Annotated in this window: 19 protein-coding genes and 1 riboswitch; of the genes, 12 read left to right on the top strand and 7 right to left on the bottom strand. The window is 59.9% G+C overall.

What is annotated here, in order from left to right:
- Positions 1-11: 11 nt before the first annotated feature.
- Genes DET50_RS04815 through DET50_RS04805 form a run of 3 tightly spaced genes read right to left on the bottom strand, consistent with a single transcriptional unit; the run spans position 12 to position 3,293 of the window.
- Positions 12-794 (bottom strand): enoyl-CoA hydratase-related protein, encoded by a 783-nt coding sequence (locus DET50_RS04815; RefSeq protein WP_113861738.1) that lies wholly within the window; start codon positions 792-794, stop codon positions 12-14.
- A 31-nt stretch (positions 795-825) separates the two neighbouring features.
- A complete protein-coding gene (locus DET50_RS04810; protein WP_113861737.1) occupies positions 826-1,593 on the bottom strand; it encodes an SDR family NAD(P)-dependent oxidoreductase in 768 nt (255 codons plus the stop codon).
- A 35-nt stretch (positions 1,594-1,628) separates the two neighbouring features.
- A complete protein-coding gene (locus DET50_RS04805) occupies positions 1,629-3,293 on the bottom strand; it encodes an AMP-binding protein (protein ID WP_113861736.1) in 1,665 nt (554 codons plus the stop codon).
- A 210-nt stretch (positions 3,294-3,503) separates the two neighbouring features.
- Here DET50_RS04805 and DET50_RS04800 point away from each other — a divergent pair, with 210 nt between their 5' ends.
- The 4 genes from DET50_RS04800 to DET50_RS04780 all read left to right on the top strand — a co-directional run bounded on the left by DET50_RS04800 (position 3,504) and on the right by DET50_RS04780 (position 8,221).
- Positions 3,504-4,280, top strand: coding sequence for an enoyl-CoA hydratase (locus tag DET50_RS04800; RefSeq protein ID WP_113861735.1), 777 nt, complete (start codon positions 3,504-3,506; stop codon positions 4,278-4,280).
- Positions 4,281-4,346: 66 nt separating this feature from the next.
- Positions 4,347-5,528 carry an acyl-CoA dehydrogenase gene (locus DET50_RS04795; RefSeq protein ID WP_113861734.1) on the top strand — a complete coding sequence of 394 codons (1,182 nt, stop codon included), beginning with the start codon at positions 4,347-4,349 and terminating at the stop codon, positions 5,526-5,528.
- Positions 5,529-5,790: 262 nt separating this feature from the next.
- On the top strand, positions 5,791-7,296 hold the full coding sequence (gene nhaB, locus DET50_RS04785) for a sodium/proton antiporter NhaB (RefSeq protein WP_113861732.1): 1,506 nt from the start codon (positions 5,791-5,793) through the stop codon (positions 7,294-7,296).
- An 88-nt stretch (positions 7,297-7,384) separates the two neighbouring features.
- Positions 7,385-8,221 (top strand): substrate-binding periplasmic protein, encoded by an 837-nt coding sequence (locus DET50_RS04780; RefSeq protein ID WP_258546048.1) that lies wholly within the window; start codon positions 7,385-7,387, stop codon positions 8,219-8,221.
- A 12-nt stretch (positions 8,222-8,233) separates the two neighbouring features.
- Here DET50_RS04780 and DET50_RS04775 read toward each other — a convergent pair whose 3' ends face one another.
- Complete coding sequence (locus DET50_RS04775) at positions 8,234-8,953, bottom strand: DUF3047 domain-containing protein (RefSeq protein ID WP_113861730.1); 720 nt, start codon at positions 8,951-8,953, stop codon at positions 8,234-8,236.
- 79 nt (positions 8,954-9,032) lie between these two features.
- Positions 9,033-9,280: riboswitch (cobalamin riboswitch) on the top strand.
- A 132-nt stretch (positions 9,281-9,412) separates the two neighbouring features.
- On the opposite strand from DET50_RS04775, the gene DET50_RS04770 reads away from it, so the two are divergent.
- The gene (locus tag DET50_RS04770; protein ID WP_113861729.1) at positions 9,413-12,175 is read left to right on the top strand and encodes a ribonucleoside-diphosphate reductase subunit alpha; all 2,763 of its coding nucleotides are present in this window, start codon (positions 9,413-9,415) and stop codon (positions 12,173-12,175) included.
- 194 nt (positions 12,176-12,369) lie between these two features.
- Positions 12,370-13,428 (top strand): ribonucleotide-diphosphate reductase subunit beta, encoded by a 1,059-nt coding sequence (locus DET50_RS04765; RefSeq protein ID WP_113861728.1) that lies wholly within the window; start codon positions 12,370-12,372, stop codon positions 13,426-13,428.
- 51 nt (positions 13,429-13,479) lie between these two features.
- Here DET50_RS04765 and DET50_RS04760 read toward each other — a convergent pair whose 3' ends face one another.
- Positions 13,480-14,283: an enoyl-CoA hydratase-related protein gene (locus DET50_RS04760; protein WP_113861727.1), complete on the bottom strand. Its 804-nt coding sequence runs from the start codon at positions 14,281-14,283 to the stop codon at positions 13,480-13,482.
- A gap of 53 nt (positions 14,284-14,336) precedes the next feature.
- Here DET50_RS04760 and DET50_RS04755 point away from each other — a divergent pair, with 53 nt between their 5' ends.
- Both DET50_RS04755 and rluF read left to right on the top strand, forming a co-directional pair.
- A complete protein-coding gene (locus DET50_RS04755) occupies positions 14,337-15,110 on the top strand; it encodes a CLCA_X family protein (protein ID WP_113861726.1) in 774 nt (257 codons plus the stop codon).
- Positions 15,111-15,475: 365 nt separating this feature from the next.
- Complete coding sequence (gene rluF, locus DET50_RS04750) at positions 15,476-16,507, top strand: 23S rRNA pseudouridine(2604) synthase RluF (RefSeq protein WP_258546047.1); 1,032 nt, start codon at positions 15,476-15,478, stop codon at positions 16,505-16,507.
- On the opposite strand, the gene rlmE is transcribed toward rluF, so the two are convergent.
- On the bottom strand, positions 16,504-17,124 hold the full coding sequence (gene rlmE / locus DET50_RS04745; protein ID WP_091998267.1) for a 23S rRNA (uridine(2552)-2'-O)-methyltransferase RlmE: 621 nt from the start codon (positions 17,122-17,124) through the stop codon (positions 16,504-16,506). The genes rluF and rlmE overlap by 4 nt on opposite strands.
- A 123-nt stretch (positions 17,125-17,247) precedes the next feature.
- Between rlmE and DET50_RS04740 the strand changes: the two genes are divergently transcribed.
- Positions 17,248-17,994, top strand: coding sequence for a TrmH family RNA methyltransferase (locus tag DET50_RS04740; protein WP_113861724.1), 747 nt, complete (start codon positions 17,248-17,250; stop codon positions 17,992-17,994).
- 147 nt (positions 17,995-18,141) lie between these two features.
- The gene (locus tag DET50_RS04735; RefSeq protein WP_113861723.1) at positions 18,142-18,543 is read left to right on the top strand and encodes a GFA family protein; all 402 of its coding nucleotides are present in this window, start codon (positions 18,142-18,144) and stop codon (positions 18,541-18,543) included.
- An 82-nt stretch (positions 18,544-18,625) separates the two neighbouring features.
- On the opposite strand, the gene DET50_RS04730 is transcribed toward DET50_RS04735, so the two are convergent.
- Positions 18,626-19,705, bottom strand: a complete 1,080-nt coding sequence (locus DET50_RS04730) for a TauD/TfdA dioxygenase family protein (protein WP_113861797.1) — start codon at positions 19,703-19,705, stop codon at positions 18,626-18,628.
- A 199-nt stretch (positions 19,706-19,904) separates the two neighbouring features.
- Here DET50_RS04730 and osmF point away from each other — a divergent pair, with 199 nt between their 5' ends.
- Positions 19,905-20,828 (top strand): glycine betaine ABC transporter substrate-binding protein OsmF, encoded by a 924-nt coding sequence (gene osmF / locus DET50_RS04725; RefSeq protein WP_258546046.1) that lies wholly within the window; start codon positions 19,905-19,907, stop codon positions 20,826-20,828.
- A gap of 36 nt (positions 20,829-20,864) precedes the next feature.
- Positions 20,865-22,019, top strand: coding sequence for an ABC transporter permease (locus DET50_RS04720; RefSeq protein ID WP_113861795.1), 1,155 nt, complete (start codon positions 20,865-20,867; stop codon positions 22,017-22,019).
- Positions 22,020-22,023: the final 4 nt, after the last annotated feature.

Raw genomic sequence — 22,023 nt, 5'->3', positions numbered from 1 at the left:
CTATCGGGCCGTTACTTGTAGTACTTGCGGAATTCCGGCTTGCGCTTTTCCTTGAAGGCGTTGACGCCTTCCCTGGACTCGTCGGTGTCGTAATACAGGCTCAGAGCCTGCATGCCGAGGGCACCGATGCCGGCGATGTTGTCGCTGTCGGCGTTGAACGAGCGCTTGGCGATGGTCAGGGCGGTGGGGCTCTTCTCCAGGATCTCGTCACACCACTTGCGCACTTCCTCGTCCAGCTGCTCCGGCGGCACCACGGCGTTCACCAGGCCCCAGTCCAGTGCCTGCTGAGCACTGTACTTGCGGCACAGGTACCAGATTTCCCGGGCCCGCTTCTCACCCACGACCCGCGCCAGGTAGGCGGTGCCGAAGCCGGGATCCACCGAGCCCACTTTCGGTCCGACCTGGCCGAAGATGGCGGTTTCCGAGGCGATGCTCAGGTCGCAGATCACGTGCAGGACGTGGCCACCGCCGATGGCGAAACCGTTGACCCGGGCAATCACCGGCTTGGGCACTTCCCGGATCAGGCGCTGAAGTTCTTCCACCGGCAGGCCGATCAGGCCGCGGCCGTCGTACTGGCCCTCGTGGGCGCCCTGGTCGCCACCGGTGCAGAAGGCCTTCTCGCCGGCGCCGGTGAAGACGATCACGCCGATGTCCTTGTTCCAGCCGGCGCGGTGGAAGGCATCGATGAGTTCCATGCAGGTCTGGCCGCGGAAGGCGTTGTAGCGGTCCGGGCGGTTGATGGTGATGGTGGCGACGCCGTCGGTTTCGTCGTACAGGATGTCTTCGTAAGTCATGTCTGGGTCTCCGTGTTTTTGAAAGTGGGCGTTAGCCGGCCATGGTCAGGCCGCCGGACACACTGATGACCTGGCCGGTAATGAAGTTGGCGTCGTCACTGGCCAGCAGGGCAATGATGCCGGGGTAATCCTCCGGCTGGGCCAGGCGTTTCATGGGCACGGCGTTGCGGAACGCTTCCAGCAGCTTCTCCGGGTTGGGTGCGGATTCCGCTACGCCCTTGAGCAGCGCGGTGTCGGTGGGACCGGGGCAGACCACGTTCAGACACACATTCTTGGTGGCCAGCTCCCGGGCCACGGTCTTGCTGAAGCCCACCAGGCCGGCCTTGCAGGCGGCGTAGACGGATTCACCGGAGGAGCCGACCCGGGCCGCATCGGAGGCCACGTTAATGACCTTGCCGCCGCCGGCTGCCACAATCTTCGGCAGCACCACGTGGTGCATGTTCAGGGCGCCGGTCAGGTTCACTGCGATCAGCTGCTCCCACAGTTTCGGTTCGGTCTTGAGGAACGGGATGAAGCGGTCGAAACCAGCGTTGTTCACCAGTACCGTTGGCACACCCAGATCACTCTCGATGGCGGCCACGGTCTTGGTGATCGCGGCGTAATCGGTGATGTCCGCGGCATAGGCACGAGCGGTGCCGCCGGCTTCGGAAATCAGGTCAGCGGTGCCCCGGGCCGCACTCTCGTCCCGGTCCAGCACCGCAACCAGACTGCCTTCCTCGGCAAAGCGCTGGCACACGGCGCGGCCAATCCCGCCCCCGCCGCCGGTGACGATGACAGTTTTTCCGTTCAGGCCTCTCATGATGACGTGCTCCTGTTGCTGTTCAATCAAAGGGATCAGCCGCGCCTGGCCGGTTCGATGTGAACCGCTTTGGCCTGCTCGCGCAGCTTGAATTTCTGGATCTTGCCGGAAGCAGTGCGGGGCATGGCCTCGATCACTTCCAGGTATTCCGGCAGGTAGTTTTTGGACAGTTGCTGTTCGGTCAGGTAGGCCTTGATCTGGTCCAGGGTCAGGTCGGTGGCGTTCTCGTCCAGGGTCACGTAGGCACACAGGCGCTCGCCCAAGCGTTCGTCGGGGCAGCCCACCAGGGCGACATCGACGATGCCCGGATATTTGTAAAGCAGGTTCTCCACCTCGACCACCGGGATGTTCTCGCCACCGCGGATCACCACGTCCTTGGTGCGGCCGGTGATGCGGATGTAGCCGTCCTTGTCCATGCGGGCGAGGTCACCGGTATTGAACCAGCCGTCCTTGTCCACGCCATACAGCTCGGGTCGCTTAAGATAGCCCGCGAACAGGCTGGAGCCCCGAACCAGCAGGCTGCCTTCCTCTCCGGCCGGCAGTTCGTTGCCCTGGAAGTCGGTGACCTTCACTTCCATCCAGGGCAGGGCCTTTCCGTCGGACTGGCTGGCCCGCTCGGCGGGATCTTCCGGGCAGGTCATGGTGACGGCACCGTTTTCGGTCATGCCCCAGGCTGAGACAATCTTTGCCTTCAGCACCTTGCCGGCCTGCTCAACCACGGCACTGGGGATCGGTGCGCCGGCGGAGACGAAGATCCGCAGGGAATCCAGTTCGCCCTCGTGCTTGGGAGCGGTTTTGACCAGGTCCGCAAGGAACGGTGTGGCGGCCATGGTGAAGGCCGGCTTCTCGGCAGCAATCACCTTGCAGACGTATTCTGCGTCCCAGATGTCCTGGAGGATGGCGGTGGTGCCCAGGTAAACCGGCATCATGATGCCGTACATGAAGCCGGTCTGGTGGGCCACCGGGGAGGCCATCAGCACCTTGTCATCCGAACTCAGGTGCAGGCGCTCGGCGTAGGGCCGCACATTCGAGAACAGGGTGTTCGAGGTGTGCATGACGCCCTTGGGCTCGCCGGTGGTACCGGAGGTGTAGAGGATCTGGATAGCGTCGTCGGCGGTGAGCTGGCGCTCGGCAAACAGGGCCTTGGTGTCCTGTTTTTCTTCCCAGGCGGTCTCTACGAGGCGCTGTTCAAAGCTGCGTTCGCCTTCGCCGCCGATCACCAACAGGGTTTCCAGATTGGGTAGTTCGGCGCGGATACCGTCGATCATGGCCTCGTAATCGAAGCCCCGGAAGACCTTGGGAATTACCAGCAGTTTGGCTTCGCCATGCTTGAGCATGAAGCGCAGTTCACGCTCCCGGAAGATGGGCATGAGCGGGTTCAGGATGGCGCCGATGCGCATGCAGGCCAGGTGCAGGGCCGTGGTCTGCCACCAGTTCGGCAGCTGGCATGCCACCACGTCGCCTTTGCCAATGCCCATGGCCGCCAGGCCTGCCGCCATACGGGTGACCTTGTCATTGAGTTCCCGATAGCTGAGGGCGGTGCGGGTATCGCTGGTGACCTGGTAACCGACGATGGCTTCCTGGTCCGGAGTGCTGGCCACCGCCTGGTCCAGGTAATCGGTAATGCATTTGTCGTTCCATGCGCCGCTCTCGATCATGGCGGTGCGGCGTTCCGGATTGAGAGTGATGCCTGTGTCCATCTGATTCACCTGTTGTGTCCGGTTTGTTGTTGTTGGGGACCTGACTGCAGATACGGGTCATTGTGTCGTCCATTCCAAAATACGCCCGCCTGAAATAATATGTCAACATATTGCTTCAAAAAATAACGGAGTGTACTCTATTTTCAATCAGGAAAGTCTTTATATCGAGATATAAAAGGAATAAGGGCGGATCTCTTAGAGAGGGCGGTTATGGAATACAGCAATATATTGCTTGAAAAGCGCGAAGCCGTCGCGCTCATCCGGCTTAACCGGCCGAAGGTGCATAACGCACTGAACAATGCCTTGATGAACGAGCTGACCTCGGCTCTGGAGGCCCTCGAAAAAGACGACAGCATCCGGGCCCTTGTCATCACCGGGAACGAGAAGGCCTTTGCCGCCGGTGCGGATATAACCGAAGTCCATGCCCTGGATTTCTCAAGGGCTTACCGGGAGCGCTTCATTTCCGCCAACTGGGAAACCGTAACCCGGTGCCGCAAGCCGGTGATTGCGGCCGTGGCGGGGCTGGCCCTCGGCGGCGGCTGTGAGCTGGCGATGATGTGTGACCTGCTGATTGCCGCCGATACCGCCCGTTTCGGTCAGCCCGAAGTAAAAATCGGCACTCTGCCCGGAGCCGGGGGCACCCAGCGCCTGGCCCGGGCCATTGGCAAGGCCAAGACCATGGACCTGTGCCTGACCGGGCGCACCATGGATGCCGAAGAAGCCGAGCGCAATGGCCTGGTGAGCCGGATCGTCCCGGCGGGCGAACTGATCGAGACCGCCCTGGCGGTGGCGGCAGAAATCGCGGGGTACTCGCAGATGGCGACCATGATCAACAAGGAGGCGGTCAATCAGGCCTTCGAGACGACCCTGGCGGCGGGCGTGGAGTACGAGCGCCGGTTGCTGTGGTCCAGTTTCGCCAGTGAGGATCGTCATGAGGGCATGAGTGCGTTCCTCGAAAAACGCCAACCGCAATGGAAGCACCGCTGATATCCTGAACGTATCTGCCAGAAACTGTCATATAACCGTGATACCGGAATTGAGTGGAGACCAACCATGGCCAACCAAGCAAGTTTCAACTGGGAAGACCCCCTGTTGCTGGACCAGCAGCTGACCGAAGAAGAGCGCATGGTGCGCGACAGTGCCCGCCAGTTTGCCGAAAGCAAGCTCCGGCCGCGGGTACTGGAAGCCTTCCGCAATGAAAAGACCGATCCGGAGATCTTCCGGGAAATGGGCGAGACCGGACTGCTCGGCGCCACCATTCCCGAGCAGTATGGCGGCAGCGGCCTGAACTACGTGTGCTACGGCCTCATTGCCCGCGAGGTGGAGCGGGTCGACTCCGGTTACCGTTCCATGATGAGTGTGCAGTCGTCTCTGGTGATGGTGCCCATCTACGAATTCGGCAACGAGGAAACCCGCCAGAAGTACCTGCCGAAACTGGCCTCCGGTGAGTGGATTGGCTGCTTCGGCCTGACCGAGCCGGACCACGGCTCCGATCCCGGCAACATGGCGACCCGGGCCCGCAAGGTGGACGGCGGTTATAGCCTGACCGGCAGCAAGATGTGGATCACCAACAGCCCGATCGCCGACGTGTTCGTAGTCTGGGCCAAGGACGACGAAGGCCAGATCCGGGGCTTTGTGCTGGAGAAGGGCTGGGAAGGTCTGAGTGCCCCGGCCATTCATGGTAAGGTAGGGTTGCGGGCCTCGATCACCGGTGAGATTGTCATGGACGGGGTGTTTGTCCCGGAGGAAAACGCTTTCCCGGACGTGCGGGGTCTCAAAGGTCCGTTCACCTGCCTGAACTCAGCTCGCTATGGCATTTCCTGGGGTGCCCTGGGCGCGGCCGAGGATTGCTGGCACACCGCCCGTCAGTATGTGCTGGATCGCAAACAATTCGGCCGTCCGTTGGCCGCCAACCAGCTGATCCAGAAGAAGCTGGCGGACATGCAGACCGACATCACCCTGGCCCTGCAGGGCTGCCTGCGCCTCGGCCGCATGAAAGACGAGGGCACGGCCGCGGTGGAAATCACCTCGATCATGAAGCGCAATTCCTGTGGCAAGGCCCTGGATATCGCCCGAATGGCCCGGGACATGCTCGGTGGTAATGGCATCAGCGATGAGTTCGGGGTGGCCCGCCACCTGGTGAACCTGGAAGTGGTGAACACCTACGAAGGCACCCACGATGTCCATGCCCTGATCCTGGGCCGTGCCCAGACCGGAATCCAGGCCTTCTTCTGACATCTTTTTTATCATTTTTTCAGAAAGCGACCGCATTTTGCCGGAAATCGGTTAAAATGCGGTCGCCCAATCGGGCTATATTTAGTAATATTACGAAAATATTCGGGGTCGGCGAGGGCAGCCGGTCTTTCTTGTTGTTATTAAGACCAAATGCGGTCAAAAAATGTACCTTCGGATCATACCCCGGTACATAAATATCAAGGAAGATTCGGGCCTTTAGCCACATAATTCCAACAATCCGTTTGCTCAGAAGATCTCTGCAATGCCCACTACCGTGTTTTCCGGCTTTACCCACAATTTCCTTGGCAAGGCGCCTGTCTGGTACAAGCAGGCCATTCTGCTGTTCCTGATCGCCAATCCGATTGTGATGTACGTGCTTGGCCCGGGGGTGGCGGGGTGGTTGCTGATCGCCGAGTTCATTTTCACCCTGGCCATGGCGCTGAAATGCTATCCGTTGCTGCCGGGTGGCCTGCTGGCGGTGGAGGCCCTGTTGATCGGGCTGACCACGCCGGATGCGGTGTATCTGGAGGTACTGACCAACTTCCCGGTGATCCTGCTGCTGATGTTCATGGTGGCCGGCATCTATTTCATGAAGGAACTGCTGCTGGTGACCTTCACCCAAATCCTGGTGGGGGTCCGTTCGAAATCGGCGTTATCCCTGCTGTTCTGTGGCGCGGCTGCGGTGCTTTCAGCCTTTCTGGACGCCCTGACTGTCACCGCCGTGATCATCTCGGTGGCCGTCGGTTTCTATTCCGTTTACCACAAGGTGGCGTCCGGCAAGGGCTACCAGCACTCCGACCACAACGCCAACAGTGACGAGGAAGTGATCGAACTGCACCGGGAAGATCTGGAGAACTTCCGGGCGTTTCTGCGTAGCTTGCTGATGCACGGTGCCGTGGGTACCGCCCTCGGTGGTGTGACCACGATGGTCGGTGAGCCGCAGAACCTTCTTATCGCCAAGGTGGTAGGCTGGGACTTTGCCAGTTTCTTCCTGAGCATGGCGCCGGTGAGCCTGCCGGTGCTGGCCGCTGGTCTGGTAACCTGCTGGGCTCTGGAGAAGCTGCGCTGGTTCGGCTATGGCGGCCGTTTGCCCAAGCCGGTACGCCGGGTACTGGAAGAATTTGCCGAGAATGAGCGCAACAAGCGCACCAAGGCCGATCAGGCCGCGCTGTGGGTCCAGGCTGCCGCCGCAGCGATTCTGGTCATTGGTTTGGCCTTCCACCTGGCGGAGGTGGGACTGATCGGCCTGTTGGTGATTATCCTGGTGACCTCTTTCACCGGCATCACCGACGAACACCAGATCGGCAAGGCGTTCCAGGAATCCCTGCCGTTCACTTCACTGCTGGTGGTGTTTTTTGCCGTGGTTGCCGTTATCCACGAGCAGCACCTGTTCAAGCCGATTATTGACTACGTGCTTTCCCTGCCGCAAAGCGAACAGCCGGGCATGTTCTTCCTGGCCAACGGTTTGCTCTCCATGATCAGTGACAACGTATTCGTGGCCACGGTCTACATCAGCGAAGTCAAACAGGCCCTGGATTCCGGTGCCATCAGTGTCGAGCATTTCCGGGACCTGGCGGTTGCTATCAACACCGGCACCAACTTGCCCAGCGTGGCAACCCCCAACGGCCAGGCCGCCTTCCTGTTCCTGCTGACTTCCGCGATTGCTCCGCTGGTGCGGTTGTCCTACGGTCGGATGGTCTGGATGGCGCTGCCCTACACCCTGGTGATGGGCGGGATCGGCCTGTATTTCGTGGTTTACCATATCTGACGTATCGCCGAAATTGCGCCACGCGTCAGTGCAGACTCCGGAAGTTCTGGTACTCTAGGCTGCAGAGAAATTTGCAGAACTGGAGATCATGAATAGTCGCGCGAAGTTGTCCTCCGGATTTCGGGAGGTTCGGTTTACGGTCCGGTTTTGTGTCTGGGTGAGCATGGCCCTGTTGGCCATCGTTGCCTCCTCCTCAATGGCTGAGACCGGCGGAAAAGGTCGGGTTGTTACCATTGCCTACAATGAATTCCCGCCCTTTGCCCATCACACGGAGTCCGGTGAGGCCTCCGGCCTGATCATCGAGATGACCCGTAAGGTTGTTGAAGAGGCCGGCTATGAGCCTGAATTCCTGTTTCTGCCCATCAGCCGGATCTACCTCTACCTGAAAAATGGGACGGTGGATGCCTGGCCCGGGCTGACCAACATTCCCCAACTTGAAGGGGAAGTCCTGGAAAGCTGGGCCCAACCGCTCAGCGTGCAGCTCAGCGCCTGGTATCTGGAGGGCAATCCGCCCCTGAAACATTTCAATGACCTCCAGGGCAAGACCGTGATCGTGATCGGAGGCTACACCTACGCCGGCATGATCCAGTGGCTGCGGGAGTCGGACCAGATCCTGGTCACCGAGGCTCCGAATCACCGGGCGGCCATCGATATGCTCAAGCGCCGGAGGGGCGACTACGTTCTGGATTACCATGCACCGGTACAGGAAATCCTGACGGAACCGTCCGACAGTGTTGTGAAGGAATCGGAAGTCCGCTCCCGAACCGCAGCCTGGTTGTTCTCCCTCGCCAACCCGCGGGCGGCGCTTCTCCGGGAAGAGTTCGATGATGCCTACCTGCGCCTGGTGCAGCGGGGTGAACTACCGGCCATTTACCCAAACGGCCATGGCTACGTGATTCCCGGTTTTCCGGAAGCCTACCGCTGAGCTCCGGTTTGTTCAGGGCCTGAGGGCCAGATCCCGGTACCAGGCTGTCGCCCGCTCTCCGGTGTTGTCCGAATCCGACATGATGGCAATGCCCACCACTGGTGGTGGGTCCTCGCCGAAGGCCTTCCGGTAGTCCGCCGCGATGTCCCGTTCCACGCTGACCCATTGGCCGACCTGATTGCCGCCGGAGTTCACCGCCACCATCATGGTCCGGTCGGTGTAGGAGTTGGCGATGAACTCACCCTCGGGCAGCTTGTTGGCCCAGATGTAGTTGAGGGCATTGCCGGGCAGGGTCTCCCCGAACAGCACTTCCACTGCCTTGCGTTTGGCCCGCTCGAAGAAGCCGGCGTCTTCCGGCTGGAATTCGAAGGCCACGTAGATCCGGGCCGGGTAGTCATCGCCGGATTTTTCCCGGGCGTTGCCGCCTTCGAACACGTTCGACACCTTCCACTGCCAGGCCAGCTTCACGCTGCGATCCGGGTCCAGGTTCAGTCGGGTAATCAGCCCGGAGGCGCCACCCTCGGTAGTGGCCCTGACCACCTGTTGGCCATCCTCTTGCACGAGTTCATATCGGGTGTGCTGCTCGATTTTCGGGAACTGAAGCGGCTCCCAGCCTTGCTCCAGCGACTGGATCTGCGAGAAAGGCGGTATCGGATTGTTGACGGCCAGGGCCTGGGCGCCTAACACCGCTGAGACAGTAATGCCGGCCAGCCAGTACCAGCGAGATTTCATGGCCTACCCCTTGTGATGATGTGTCAACGAAGACAGGTTGAGGGCGGAAAAGTGCCTTGTCCCGATCCTGTTACGTGTATATAGTGTTTCAATCCTTGGTCAACTACCAGATGTTGTGATCATTCTCTGATCGCCTCAGGTAATCGGGAATCCGGTGAGAGTCCGGAACTGACGCGCAGCGGTATTGGGGAACGAGCGTGGCACGATGACACTGGCAAGGAGCCTCCTGAGGTAATCAGAGGCTCCACACTGGGAAGTCGCCACGCAAGGCCGAATCACTGATTCACGCCCCTGAGTCCGAAGACCTGCCAGGGAGCAGAAGCCTGTAACACTGGCTTCTGGACTGCACCTTCGCGACTCAGGGTGAGCAGACCGGTTCCCGTTGCCTTTCCTCCAGGCAAAGTGTGCCCCTGCATTCGCGAAGGTGAAATGGAACCAACGCGAACTCAGGAGAGCACCATGACAGCCACCGCCTTCGCCGAACCGCCGGCAGCTTCCACCGATACCCAATCCCTTCAGGTAATTAAACGCAACGGCACCCTGGTTGGATTCAATCCGGCCAAAATCAGTGTTGCCGTCACCAAAGCCTTCCTTGCCGTGGAAGGTGACAAGGCCGCCGGTTCCGCCCGCATCAACGATGCCGTGCACCGGGTCACCGAACAGGTGGTCCAGGCCATCAGCCGGCGCCTGAAAGCCGGCGGCAAGGTTCATATCGAGGATATCCAGGACCAGGTGGAACTGGCCCTGATGCGGGCCGAGGAACAGAAAGTGGCCCGGGCCTATGTGCTGTACCGGGAAGAACACGCCCGCAAACGCGCCGTGGAAGAACCCATGGAGGCCCACCCGCACCTGACCGTGAAAAAGGTCGACGGCAGCATCGCCCCGCTGGACCTGGGACTGATGAAGCTGCAGGTGGAACAGGCCGCCACCGGCCTGGACGGCATTGACGGCGAATCCCTGGTGGAAGACGCCCTGCGTAACCTGTACGACGGCATCGAAGAAACCGAAGTGCTCTCGGCACTGGTCATGACCGCCCGCAGCCGGATCGAGCAGGAGCCCGATTACAGCGCCGTGACCGCCCGCCTGCTGCTGGAACAGCTGCGCCTCGAGGCCGCCGAAGCCCTGGACCTGCACCGGAATCAAACGCTGGCGGAGGTGTATCCACAGGCCCTGGCCGCCTTCATCCACGCCGGCATCCGCCACGAGTTGCTGGACGAAGCCCTGGCGGCCTTTGATCTGGAACGCCTCGGCGAGGCCCTGAAGCCCGAGCGCGATCACCAGTTTGGCTTCCTTGGCCTGCAGACCCTGTACGACCGCTACTTCCTGCACTGGAACAAGGCCCGGCTGGAGCTGCCCCAGGTGTTCTTCATGCGCGTGGCCATGGGCCTGGCGCTGCGGGAAGACGACCCGAACGAACGGGCCATCGAGTTCTACGAGTTGCTGTCCAGCTTCGACTATATGGCCAGCACGCCCACTCTGTTCAACAGCGGCACCCGCCACTCCCAGCTGTCCTCCTGCTACCTGACCACCGTGCAGGACGACCTGGAGAGCATCTACGGCGCCATTCGCGACAACGCCATGCTGTCCAAGTGGGCCGGGGGCCTGGGCAACGACTGGACACCGGTACGGGCGCTGGGTTCCCACATCAAGGGTACCAACGGCCAGAGCCAGGGCGTGGTGCCGTTCCTGAAAGTGGTGAACGACACCGCCGTGGCCGTCAATCAGGGGGGCAAGCGCAAGGGCGCGGTGTGCGCCTACCTGGAAAGCTGGCACCTGGACATCGAGGAATTCCTGGAACTGCGCAAGAACACCGGCGACGAACGCCGCCGCACTCACGACATGAACACTGCCAACTGGGTGCCGGACCTGTTGATCGAACGCATGCGCGAGGACCGGGACTGGACGCTGTTTTCCCCCAGTGACGTGCCGGACCTGCACGACCTTTACGGCAATGCGTTCCGCGAGCGTTACCAGCATTACGAAGCCCTGGCGGAGCAGGGCAAATTCAAGCTGTTCAAAAAAGTCCCCGCCAAACAGCTGTGGCGCAAGATGCTCACCGTGCTGTTCGAGACCGGCCACCCCTGGATCACCTTCAAGGACCCTTGCAACCTGCGCTCGCCCCAGCAGCACCAGGGCGTGGTCCACAGCTCCAACCTGTGCACCGAAATCACCCTGAACACGAGCGAGGATGAAATCGCCGTGTGTAACCTGGGCTCAGTCAACCTGGCCGCCCACATTGTCGGGGGCGAACTGGACGTGCAGCGCCTGGAGCGGACGGTCACCACCGCTGTACGGATGCTCGATAACGTCATCGACATCAACTACTACGCCGTGCCCCAGGCCCGCAATTCCAACCTCAGGCATCGCCCGGTGGGCCTGGGCCTGATGGGCTTTCAAGATGCCCTCTACCAGCTGGGCCTGCCGTACTCCAGCCCGGAAGCGGTGGAATTTGCCGATGTCGCCATGGAGCAGCTCAGCTACTTCGCCATCCGCGCCTCGGCCACCCTGGCGGGTGAGCGGGGTGCCTACGAGACCTACGAGGGCTCGCTCTGGGATCAGGGCATCCTGCCCATCGATTCCCTCAGTCTGCTGAAAGACAACCGCCGGGAAGGGGATTGTTCGGTCAATACCGACGCGCGCCTCGACTGGAGCCCGGTGCGCAAGCTGATCGCCAAAAACGGCATGCGTAACAGCAACGTCATGGCCATCGCCCCGACCGCCACCATCTCCAACATCGTCGGCGTGTCCCAGTCCATCGAACCGGCGTACCAGAACCTGTTCGTCAAATCGAACCTCTCCGGCGAGTTCACGGTGGTGAATCCCTCCCTGGTGCGCGACCTCAAGGCCGAGGGCCTCTGGGACAATGTCATGGTCAACGACCTCAAGTACTTCGACGGCTCGGTCCAGCAGATCGACCGCATCCCGGCAGAACTGAAAGCTCGCTACGCCACCGCCTTCGAGATCGACGCCCGGTGGCTGGTGGAAGCCGCTGCCCGGCGCCAGAAATGGCTCGACCAGGCCCAGAGCCTGAACCTGTACATGGCCGAACCCAGCGGCAAGAAGCTTGATGCCCTGTATCAGCTGGCGTGGGAGCGTGGGCTCAAGACCACCTATTACCTGCGTTCCCTGGGGGCCACCGGCGCCGAGAAAACCGCCCCGGTGGCCGCGCTGCAGCCGAAGGTGTGTGCCATCGATAACCCCGACTGCGAAGCGTGTCAGTAACTACTGACATACACAAGAGACTATAACTGCCAAGCCTGGAGAACCGGGCTGGTATCCCCTGCCGAAAATGTCTGTAGCCATGGATGGCTACAGCCAAGCCCTACAGGGACGTATTCGCGGGCGGTTTTCGGGAGGGGATACCAGACCGGTTCAACCACCAGCCTGGCAGGCTACAGAATCAGAGGTAGATACCAATGCTGAACTGGGACGACGAACCAAAAACCGAATCCAAGGCAGCCACCCAAAATGGCCCGGCTCCGGTCAACGTAGACGACAAGCGGGTCATCAACGGCGAGACCGACATCAACCAACTGGCACCGTTCAAGTACCCCTGGGCCTGGGAGTACTTCATGAATGCCAACAAGAACCACTGGACCCCGCTGGACGTGAACATGGCCCAGGACGTCCACGACTACCATCACCGCCTGAACCCGGCGGAGAAACACGTGTACGAGAACGTGCTGGCCTATCTCACCACCTCCGACATCCTGGCCATGCGCAACATCGGCCTGGCGGTGATGGAGAAGATGAGTGCGCCGGAGCTGCAGATCTACCAGGCCCGGCAGGTGTACGAGGAATCCATGCACACCTGGGCCTACCAGCACTGCATCGAAACCCTGAATCTGGACCAGAGCGAGATCTACAACCGCTATCGCGTGGTGCCGGAGATCCACGGCAAGATCAGGATGGCCAATCGCCGGCTCGATGCCGCCATGCGCCCCGACATGAACCTGCGCAACCCGGACGACCTGCAGGAATTTGTCATGTCCTACCTGTTCTTTGCGGCCGTGTTCGAGGGTGCCTGGTTCTATAACGGCTTCAGCCCCATCTTCGCCCTCCAGCGCCGGGGCCTGATGCGCGGCACCGGAGAGCAGCTGCAGTACATCCTTCGGGACGAGGCGATGCACTTCTCCTTTGGCCTGAAAGTGGTGAACCAGATCCTCGAGGAAGAAAACATCACCCTGGACCCGAAAGCCGTGCGCGAGATGTGGGACGAATCCGAGGCGGCGGAAACCGCCTACGCCAACTACATCCTGCGGGATCCCATCCTGGGTTATTCGGCGGAATATCACAGCGAGCAGTTCCGCTTCGTGGCCAACCGGCGGGCCCGCACCGTGGGGCTGGAAGAACCGTTCCCGGGGGCGAAGAACGTCTCGCCCTGGCTGGATGAGCAGGCCACTCTGCGCAAGGAGAAGAACTTCTTCGAGACCCGGGTGATCGAGTACCAGACCGGCGCGCAGCTGGAGTGGTAAGCCCGTAGGGAAGGTCGGAGCTGCCCGATCTGTCGGGCAGCTCCGGATGGGTTATTTCCGGGCCATGGCCTCCAGCATCCGGTTCACCGCGTCCAGGTGCTCCGGCTCATTGTGGCACATGCCCTGGAAACAGGCGCAGATATCCAGGAAATCCTTCAGCTCGGTGCGCTGGGCCATCTTCATCAGGCGCTTAGTGAGCCGTGTGGCCTTGGGCGGCTGATTGGCCATTTTCATCGCCATCTTCAGGGTTGCCGGCATCAGATCATCGGCCGGTACCACGTCCATGACGATGCCCAGTTCCCTGGCTTCGGCGGCATCCACGATGCGGCCCGTCAGCGTCAGTTCGAAGGCACGCTGGTAACCAATCAACCGCTGCATGAACCAGGCCCCGCCATCGCCGGGAATGATGCCCAGGTTCAGGAAGGTTTCCCCGAATTTGGCGGAATCGGCGGCAATGCGGATATCCGCCATATTGGCCAGATCAAAACCCGCGCCAATGGCTGGCCCGTTCACCGCGGCAATGACCGGTACCTCCACCGCCTGCATCGCCAGTGGAATGCGCTGGATGCCCTTGCGATAGCGCTCGGCACACTCGGCCGGCTCACCGGCGAAATCGCCGCTGCGGGTGGCCATGTCCCGGACGTTGCCGCCGGCACTGAACGCCGAGCCGGCCCCGGTGATTACCAGTACCGAGACCTCCTGGCAGTGATTGACCCATTCGGCGGTGGTGACGATGTCATCAATCAGGTTCGAGCCGGTGAGGGCATTGCGCAGGTCGTGCCGGTTCAGGGTCAGCACCGCCACGCCGTCTTCCAGGGTGAGCAGGGCGTCGGTCAGCTGGGGCAGTTGGGTCATCATGGATTCCTTGTTCTGTAGATTCAGAGCGATTGTCTCCCTATGATTGGCCCATGCCAAGAACCTTCTACCGCCGAGGCCCCGATCACCGGGGCGATACCGCCGTCACCTTCCTGGACGTTCGCCGCCGTTTCCAGTTCCGCACCGTGGAGATTGGCCGCTGGGTGACCGAACCGGAAAAACAGCGCAGCGCCGGGCTCTTCTATGATGCCCTGTGCGACCTCATGACCATCCTCGGTGGCACGGAAACCCTCATCTCCCTGCGCGGCACCCTGGCACTGCAGTACGGCATCGGCGGCCGGCCCGGCGTTTCGGCCCACTACAGCCCCGCCACCCGTAGCTTCGCCCTGGCCAAGAACGCCGGCCCCGGCAGCATTGCCCACGAGTGGTTCCACGCCTTCGACCACTACATCGCCGACAAGTTATTCACAGGCACCGGCAAAGGCGAGTTTGCCTCCAAACTCTGGCTCACCCGCGAGGACGCCATCGCCCATCCCCTGAACGAGCGCCTGCAGACCTGCTACCGGACCGTATTGCTCAACGAGGCAGGCACCGAACCCAGCGACCTGTTCCGAAAATCTGCGAAAGCCGACAAGGCCGCCGGGGTGCACTACTACAGCCAGCCGGAGGAGCTGTGCGCCCGGGCCTTTGAAGCCTTTGTGCAGGACGCCAACTGTAAGAATGCGTTTCTGGTGCGTGGAACCCGGGAATCGGAAGAGGCAAAGCTGGGGCTTTATCCACAGGGTGAGCAGCGCGAGCGGATTAACCAAGCCTTCCGGAATTACTTCCATAACCTGGGCCGGGTCCTGCAGCGCACCGAGCATTGAGAACCGGAGTTAAACGAACGCGTTCGCAAAACTCCGAAAGTTGCATAAAAAATCCGTGTAACTCTCTGATAGGGTTGGAAAGAAAGCCGATCAATCCGCGATCGTGGTCGCCTTTGTTTCGTGGCTTCTCGTCTTGGTTGCACGCGACCTGCGCTTCGCTCCGGCACCCAGCAATGGGGGGCGTTAATGGCAAAGGCTTCAGTCTTTTGGGTGGCTTTGTGTCAGAAGCCTTACGTAGGTCTCGTCGCTAAAAATGTCGAAACATAACTATCGGTTCCAAGCGACGCCCATAGAGCAGAAGGTGGGAATACCATAAGATAGGCGGGTGACTAGCTGCGAGCGTGGTGCCGTCTTAGCCGGGTGCTGTGCGCAGTTTTATTTTCCAAGCCAATCATCAAGATAAGTCATTACCTATGTTGAATGCCTCGTCGACCCGCCTCAATAAATACATCAGCAGCAGCGGTATGTGCTCGCGCCGCGAAGCGGACCGTTACATTGAACAGGGCAACGTATCTCTGAATGGCCGGCGTGCTGAGGTGGGCGATCTGGTCACGCCCGGTGATACGGTAAAGGTTAACGGGCAGCTGATCGAGCCGCCAGAGCCCGACGACTTCGTTTTCATTGCACTGAATAAACCCGTGGGCGTTGTCAGCACGACAGACAGCAGTGAGCCCAATAACATCCAGCGCTTCGTGGGCCACGGTACCCGAATTTTCCCGATCGGTCGCCTGGATAAGGATTCCCAGGGCCTGATTTTTTTAACCAGTAACGGCGATCTGGTGAACAAGATTCTGCGCGCTGGCAATGACCATGAAAAAGAATATCTGGTGGAAGTGAACAAGCCCATTACCAAGGGCTTTATTGAAGGGATGGCCAACGGGGTGCCGATTCTGGGCACCATGACCAAGAAGTGTAAGGTGCAACAGGAGTCCGCTAAGGTTTTCAGAATCACCCTGGTACAGGGCTTGAACCGCCAGATTCGCCGTATGTGCGAACACTTTGGTTACGATGTAGTCACGCTGGAACGTGTTCGCATCATGAATGTGGATCTCAAAGGCCTGGCCGTTGGTGAGTGGCGCGACCTCACGCAAAAAGAGCTGAATGGCATTATGGACGCCATTAAAGACTCCTCTTCTGAGGCGCCTGCCGGGCATAAAACCACGCAAAAACGGTCAGCCAGTAAGAAGTCCGGTCCGAAACGTGGCGACCCACCTAAAGCCCAGAAAACTGGCGTTAAACCCAAAGGCAGGCATAAGCCCGGGAAACCATCCGGCAAACATAAGAAACCGGGCAAGGGCGGTGACATAAACCGGCCGGGTGGGAAACCCGGCGGTAAAAACACAGGGCCGAAGTCAAAACGGCCAAGGAAGCCAAGCGTCAAGAAAGCGCGTGGCTAGCCTTTGAAGCCTTTGGCCACCACATAGACCTCGCGGGAGCGGGCGCGTGACGCATCGGGTTTGCGAATCAAGACCTTGCTGAACGACGAACGCACGTCTTTGAGGTATTCGTCATAGCCCACCCCCTGAAACACCTTGGCGACAAAACAGCCGCCGGGCTTCAGGACCTGGCGAGCCATATCCAGGGCCAGCTCCACCAGATACATGGACGCTGCCTGGTCGGCCACATTGATACCGCTTATGTTGGGGGCCATGTCCGAGACCACCAGGTCCACCGGGGCGTTGTCCAGGGTGGCCATGATGTCGTCAAAGACCTCGTCTTCGGTAAAGTCTCCCTGGATGAAGTCCACACCCGCTATGGCATCCATGGGCAGAATATCGGAGGCGATCACGCGGCCCTTGGCGCCGACCCTGGTCGCCAATACCTGCGACCAGCCGCCCGGTGCACTGCCAAGGTCCATGGCCACCATGCCGGGGCGAACCAGCTTGTCTTTCTCAATCAGCTCAAGCAGCTTGTAGCTGGCGCGGGAGCGATAGCCATCAGCTTGCGCGCGTTTCACATACACATCATTGACGTGCTCATCAAGCCATTGCTGGCTGCTTTTGGATCTGGCCATGTCATTGCTCTGAATAGAACCTGAAGTGTGCGCGAATTATACCTGCTCCGGCAGGGGGCTGTAACATGGGAAAATCCCGATCCATGCTAGTATTCAGTGGCTTATTGGTGTGAGTAACGCGCGATGAAACTGGATGACATAAAAAAGCTGCATAAGAAGAAAGGCCGCAAAGATCTGGGCTGTTTTTTGGTGGAAGGCGAGCACCTGATCCTGGAGCTGGAAAAGGCGGCCAGAGCTATTCCTGCATTCCGGCAGGCGAAAGTTTATGTCAGTGAAAGCTACGGCGACGTGGCGACATCGCTGGAACAGGTACGTATTACTGACAAGCAAATGCAAAAGATTGCCGATACGCAGACTCCGCAGGGCATTGTTGCGGTGGTGCCATTTCTTCCCGCTGAGCCGCTCTCTGCGCCTTCTGTTGATGCGGGTGAAACACCCCACGAAAAAACCATTTATTTATACGAAGTTCAGGACCCGGGCAACCTGGGTACCATTTTGCGAACTTTGGCCTGGTTCGGCGGTTTTCGCTGCGTATTAAGCCCCAACAGTGTGGACCCCTATAACCCAAAAGTGGTGCGTGCGAGTATGGGGGCGATTTTCCATGTGCCCATTGAATTGGATGTGAGTATCAACGAGCTGAAAACGCGCTTTGATCACTTTGCGTGCCTGGATATTGCCGGAGCACCACTCTCCAGTGAAAGCTTTACAACGCAACAGTGCTTTATATTTGGCAATGAAGCGCGCGGAGTTCCCCACGACGAACTGGCCAGGCTTGATGTGACCGCGTATTCCATTAAAGGGGCCGGCGTTCTTGAATCGCTGAATTTGGCCACGGCCGTCAATATGTGCGCGTACGAACTGAATCGCTAGCCTCGACGCCGCTCACAGATCCGGTCATCGGGTCTCGGAATCCTGCGAGAAAAGGCCTCCGTATGAGGTATAAAAAAAGGATTTAACAATCGGCTGCACAGCCAAGGCGTTATGTGTTTTCACCCACAGTCCATGGAAGGAGTTCTGATGGCTGATCATTTCGGTTCTTGTCTGTGTGGTACCGTGAGCTTTGAGGTAAAAGGTGAGTTCGACAGCTTTTACCTGTGCCATTGTCGGCATTGCCAAAAAGATACAGGCTCGGCCCATGCAGCAAATCTATTCTCGCACTCAGCGAAATTGGTCTGGCAGTCGGGTGCAGATGCTGTGACTTCCTTTACGCTTCCAGGTACTCGTCACAACAAAAGCTTTTGTAAGTTGTGTGGTTCAGCATTGCCAAACACTCAGATTGCAGGTTTGCTTGTCGTTCCCGCAGGGTGTTTGGATACTGAAATCACTGTGGTGCCAACTGCGCATATCTTTTCATCCGGCAAAGCTGCTTGGGATGATGGGTTAGGGGAGGTGCCAAAGTTCGAGGGATTGCCAACTTGAGCTACCATCACTTAACCAGTGGCTGTTGCCGGAGGTAGCTGGGCCGGATTCACTGAAACCGGGCAAGCAAGAGCTTCCCGCCTCAGTTCTGCATCCGGATATCATCCTTCCACCGAAAGCCAACGCCACCCGTTTGCCAGACACCATCCTTGTTGAACGGATGAGGCCCGTTCATATTGATGTAGGTGGGCAACCCGAAGTGCGGTGCCAGGTTCTGTCTCGCCTTGATCGTCACTCGATCCATGATTCGTAACCCCTGCTGCTCGGCTGGCATGTGGGCTTCCGGTGATGCCCGGTGAGCCACCGCCCAGTTATCGATAAAGAGCAGATCCCCGGTGTCATAGTGGTAACGGATCCCGTAACCTTTTTCGAAGGACTCGTTCAGCAAATCGTTATAGTCGTTGAAAAGCTGCTTCATCTCGTCCGGAGTCAACAAACGCAAATTGTCGGCCGTTGCTGGCAATGTCTGCAGTTCTTCAATCGAGAGTCCGTACTCCGGTAGTCGCTCAAGAACCGCACCGGTCATTCCCAGATGCAGCCACACGCTTTTTCGTCCGGAAATGGGATGGGTGTGGACAACGGGGTGGGTCACGCAGGAGGCTGAATTCACGGATACGAGGCGTTGCCAGAAATCCTGTTTTTCTTTTGGCAGCGCATCAAAGCCAGCGCCCTGGTGGGCAAAGTGTGTGCCGCCGCCATGCTCGGGCGCCCGGGCCATGTAATAGGCTGAATGCGAAAACGTTGCGGCTTCGAAGCTGCCGTCATTGTGCCACTGGGGGCCAACCCCCAGAATGCCGTAGCGGCTGTTATTGGAGCAACGGAAGATGTGTCTGTTCCTGTCCGGCGTCGCCGGATGGATGCCATGGGTGGAGTGGATTTCGCGAGCGCCCCACCATTTGCTGGCGTTGATCAGTTCCTCGGGGGAGAGATCGCGCTGGTGTTTGAAGACGATGAACCCCCGATTCGCCATTTCCTGCTCCAACGCTTCGATGATGGGTTCGGGCAGATCGGAGCGAACATCGGCGCCGTAGATCTTGACGCCGAGAGGCTCCAGTTGTTTGAGCGTCAGCCCTGCTTCTTCGATCAGGGAGACCCGATCAGGGTCCAGCGAGGGTATGGTCGGTGCCTTGTTGCGGGTGGTGTCTTCCGATGTCTGGCCCATCATCCTGACTCCCTTGCTGGTTAATTCATGATCAGACTAACGCACTGTGTTTTGTACACAACCCCTTTGGGGCGTTGAAAGACCAATTCCGCCTTGCCTTCGTATGTGCGTGCCATAGACTGAATGGTTGTGGCTGCAACGTGCGTTCGCATGTTGCGACAGCCTTTGGATTCCAAATTCAGCCAAACGACCAAGAGGAATGGCCGTGTTCCCCATCTCCCGTTTTCGCCGCGCTGCGGCACTGACCGCCATGTTGATCACTGCGCCGGCCATGGCCGCCGACCCGGTGGTGGTGTCATCCAAGATCGATACCGAAGGCGCCGTATTGGGCCAGATGGTACTGCAGTCCCTGGAAGAGGCCGGCATTCCGGTGGAAAATCGCCTTCAGCTCGGGGGCACGAGCATCGTGCGCAACGCCATCAAGGCGGGCGAAATCGATGTCTACCCGGAGTACACCGGCAACGCGGCGTTCTTCCATGACCAGGCCGATCGCGACATCTGGAAAGACGCGGACAAGGCCTACGAGCAGGCCGCCCGTCTCGATGAGGAAGCGCACAACATCGTCTGGCTGACACCGGCGCAGGCCAACAACACCTGGGCCATGAGTGTGCGCGGGGACCTGGCGCGGGAGAACAGCCTGAAGACCCTGGAAGACCTGGCCGGGTACATCAATGACGGTGGTGCCTTCAAGTTTGCGGCCAGTGCCGAGTTTGTGGAATCAGCCAGCGCCTTGCCCGCGTTTCAGGAAGCGTATGGCTTCGAGCTGGCGTCCGATCAGCTGCTGATTCTGTCCGGTGGCAACACCGCCGCCACCCTCCGGGCAGCGGCTCTGAACAACAACGACGTCAACGGCGCCATGACCTATGGCACCGATGGCGGTCTGGACGCGCTGGATCTGAAGGTGATGGAAGACACCCTGGGCGTTCAGCCGGTGTACCAGCCGGCGCCCATCGTCCGTGCCGAGGTGCTGGAAACCTACCCGCAGATCCGGGAGGTGCTGGAGCCCATCTTCGAATCCCTGGATCTGGAAACCCTGCAGCGCCTGAACGGCCAGGTTGCGGTAAATGGTGTGCCCGCCCAGACAGTGGCGCGGGACTACCTGGATTCCCTGGCCCGGGAGTGAGGTTTGTCGGTTAGCCGCTCCGAATCCAGTCAGCTTATGCCGAACCGTGTCATTCCCGCGCTGGGGTTGCTGGCCCTGGCCCTGGTCTGGCTTCTGGACGTTGGCACCATCCAGCCCAATCGCATCGTGCCCGGCACCGGCCATGGCCTGGTCTCGGCGGTTGGCTGGGGCGGCGCGGCCCTGGTCACGTCGACGCTGGCCGGCTCCATTCTGCTCGCCTTCCTGAATCTCCGTGGCCGCTACCTGATCCAGCTCGCCCTGCTTGGCCTCTCGTTGGCACTGCTGCCCCTCTTGTTGGATGTGTTTGCGAGCCGGCATCTGCCGGAGGATTCCCCCTTTGCCCGCTCGTCCATTGGTGCGGGTTTCTGGTGCCTGTTGTTTTTTTTGTTCCTGATGTTGATCGAGACTCTGGGGCGGCTCGGGAGCCGGCGGGGGCTGGAGCTCCTGCTGGTGGTTGTGATTGGTGGCAGTTGGCTGATATTCCTGCAGAGCGAAGGCCTCGAGAGCCTGTCGCTGGTGCGGGAATTCAACGCGCGGCCGGCCAAGTTCGAGCAGGCGTTCTGGACGCATCTGGCGCTGGCGTTCGGGGCGGTGGCCATCAGTGCCGTTCTGGCGTTTGGTCTGGCACTGAAAATGATGCGCAGTCCCGGCTGGCAGCGGCCCATCCTCGGTCTGGTGAGTTTTCTCCAGACCATTCCCAGCCTGGCGGTGTTCGGTTTGCTGATTGCACCGCTGAGCGCCCTGGTGGCGGCCTTCCCGGTCCTGGAAACGCTGGGTATCCGGGGGATCGGCTGGACGCCCGCGTTGCTGGCCCTGGTCGCCTACAGTCTGCTGCCGATGGTTCGCAACACCTTTGTCGCGCTCACCGAAGTGCCCGAGAACCTGGCCGATGCTGGCCGGGGTATGGGCATGAATGAGCGCCAGCTGTTTTTCAAGCTCAAGTTACCGCTGGCGCTGCCGGTCATCATTGAGGGGGTGCGCATTACCACCATTCAGGCCATCGGTCTGACGGCGGTGGCGGCCCTGATCGGTGCCGGCGGCTTTGGCAGTTTTATTTTCCAGGGGCTCGGTCAGGCGGCGATGGATCTGGTGTTGCTCGGGGCCTTGCCCACCATTGCGCTTGCCCTGCTGGCCGATGCCGTATTCACCATGCTCGCTGCCAGCCTGAAGCCGACCCCGGCCACGGCCTGACAGG

This window comes from Marinobacter pelagius (assembly GCF_003315345.1).
GTDB classification, from domain to species: Bacteria; Pseudomonadota; Gammaproteobacteria; order Pseudomonadales; family Oleiphilaceae; genus Marinobacter; species Marinobacter pelagius_A.
Note: the sequence above shows the minus strand (reverse complement) of the source record. Positions and strands in the feature narration are given on the sequence as shown.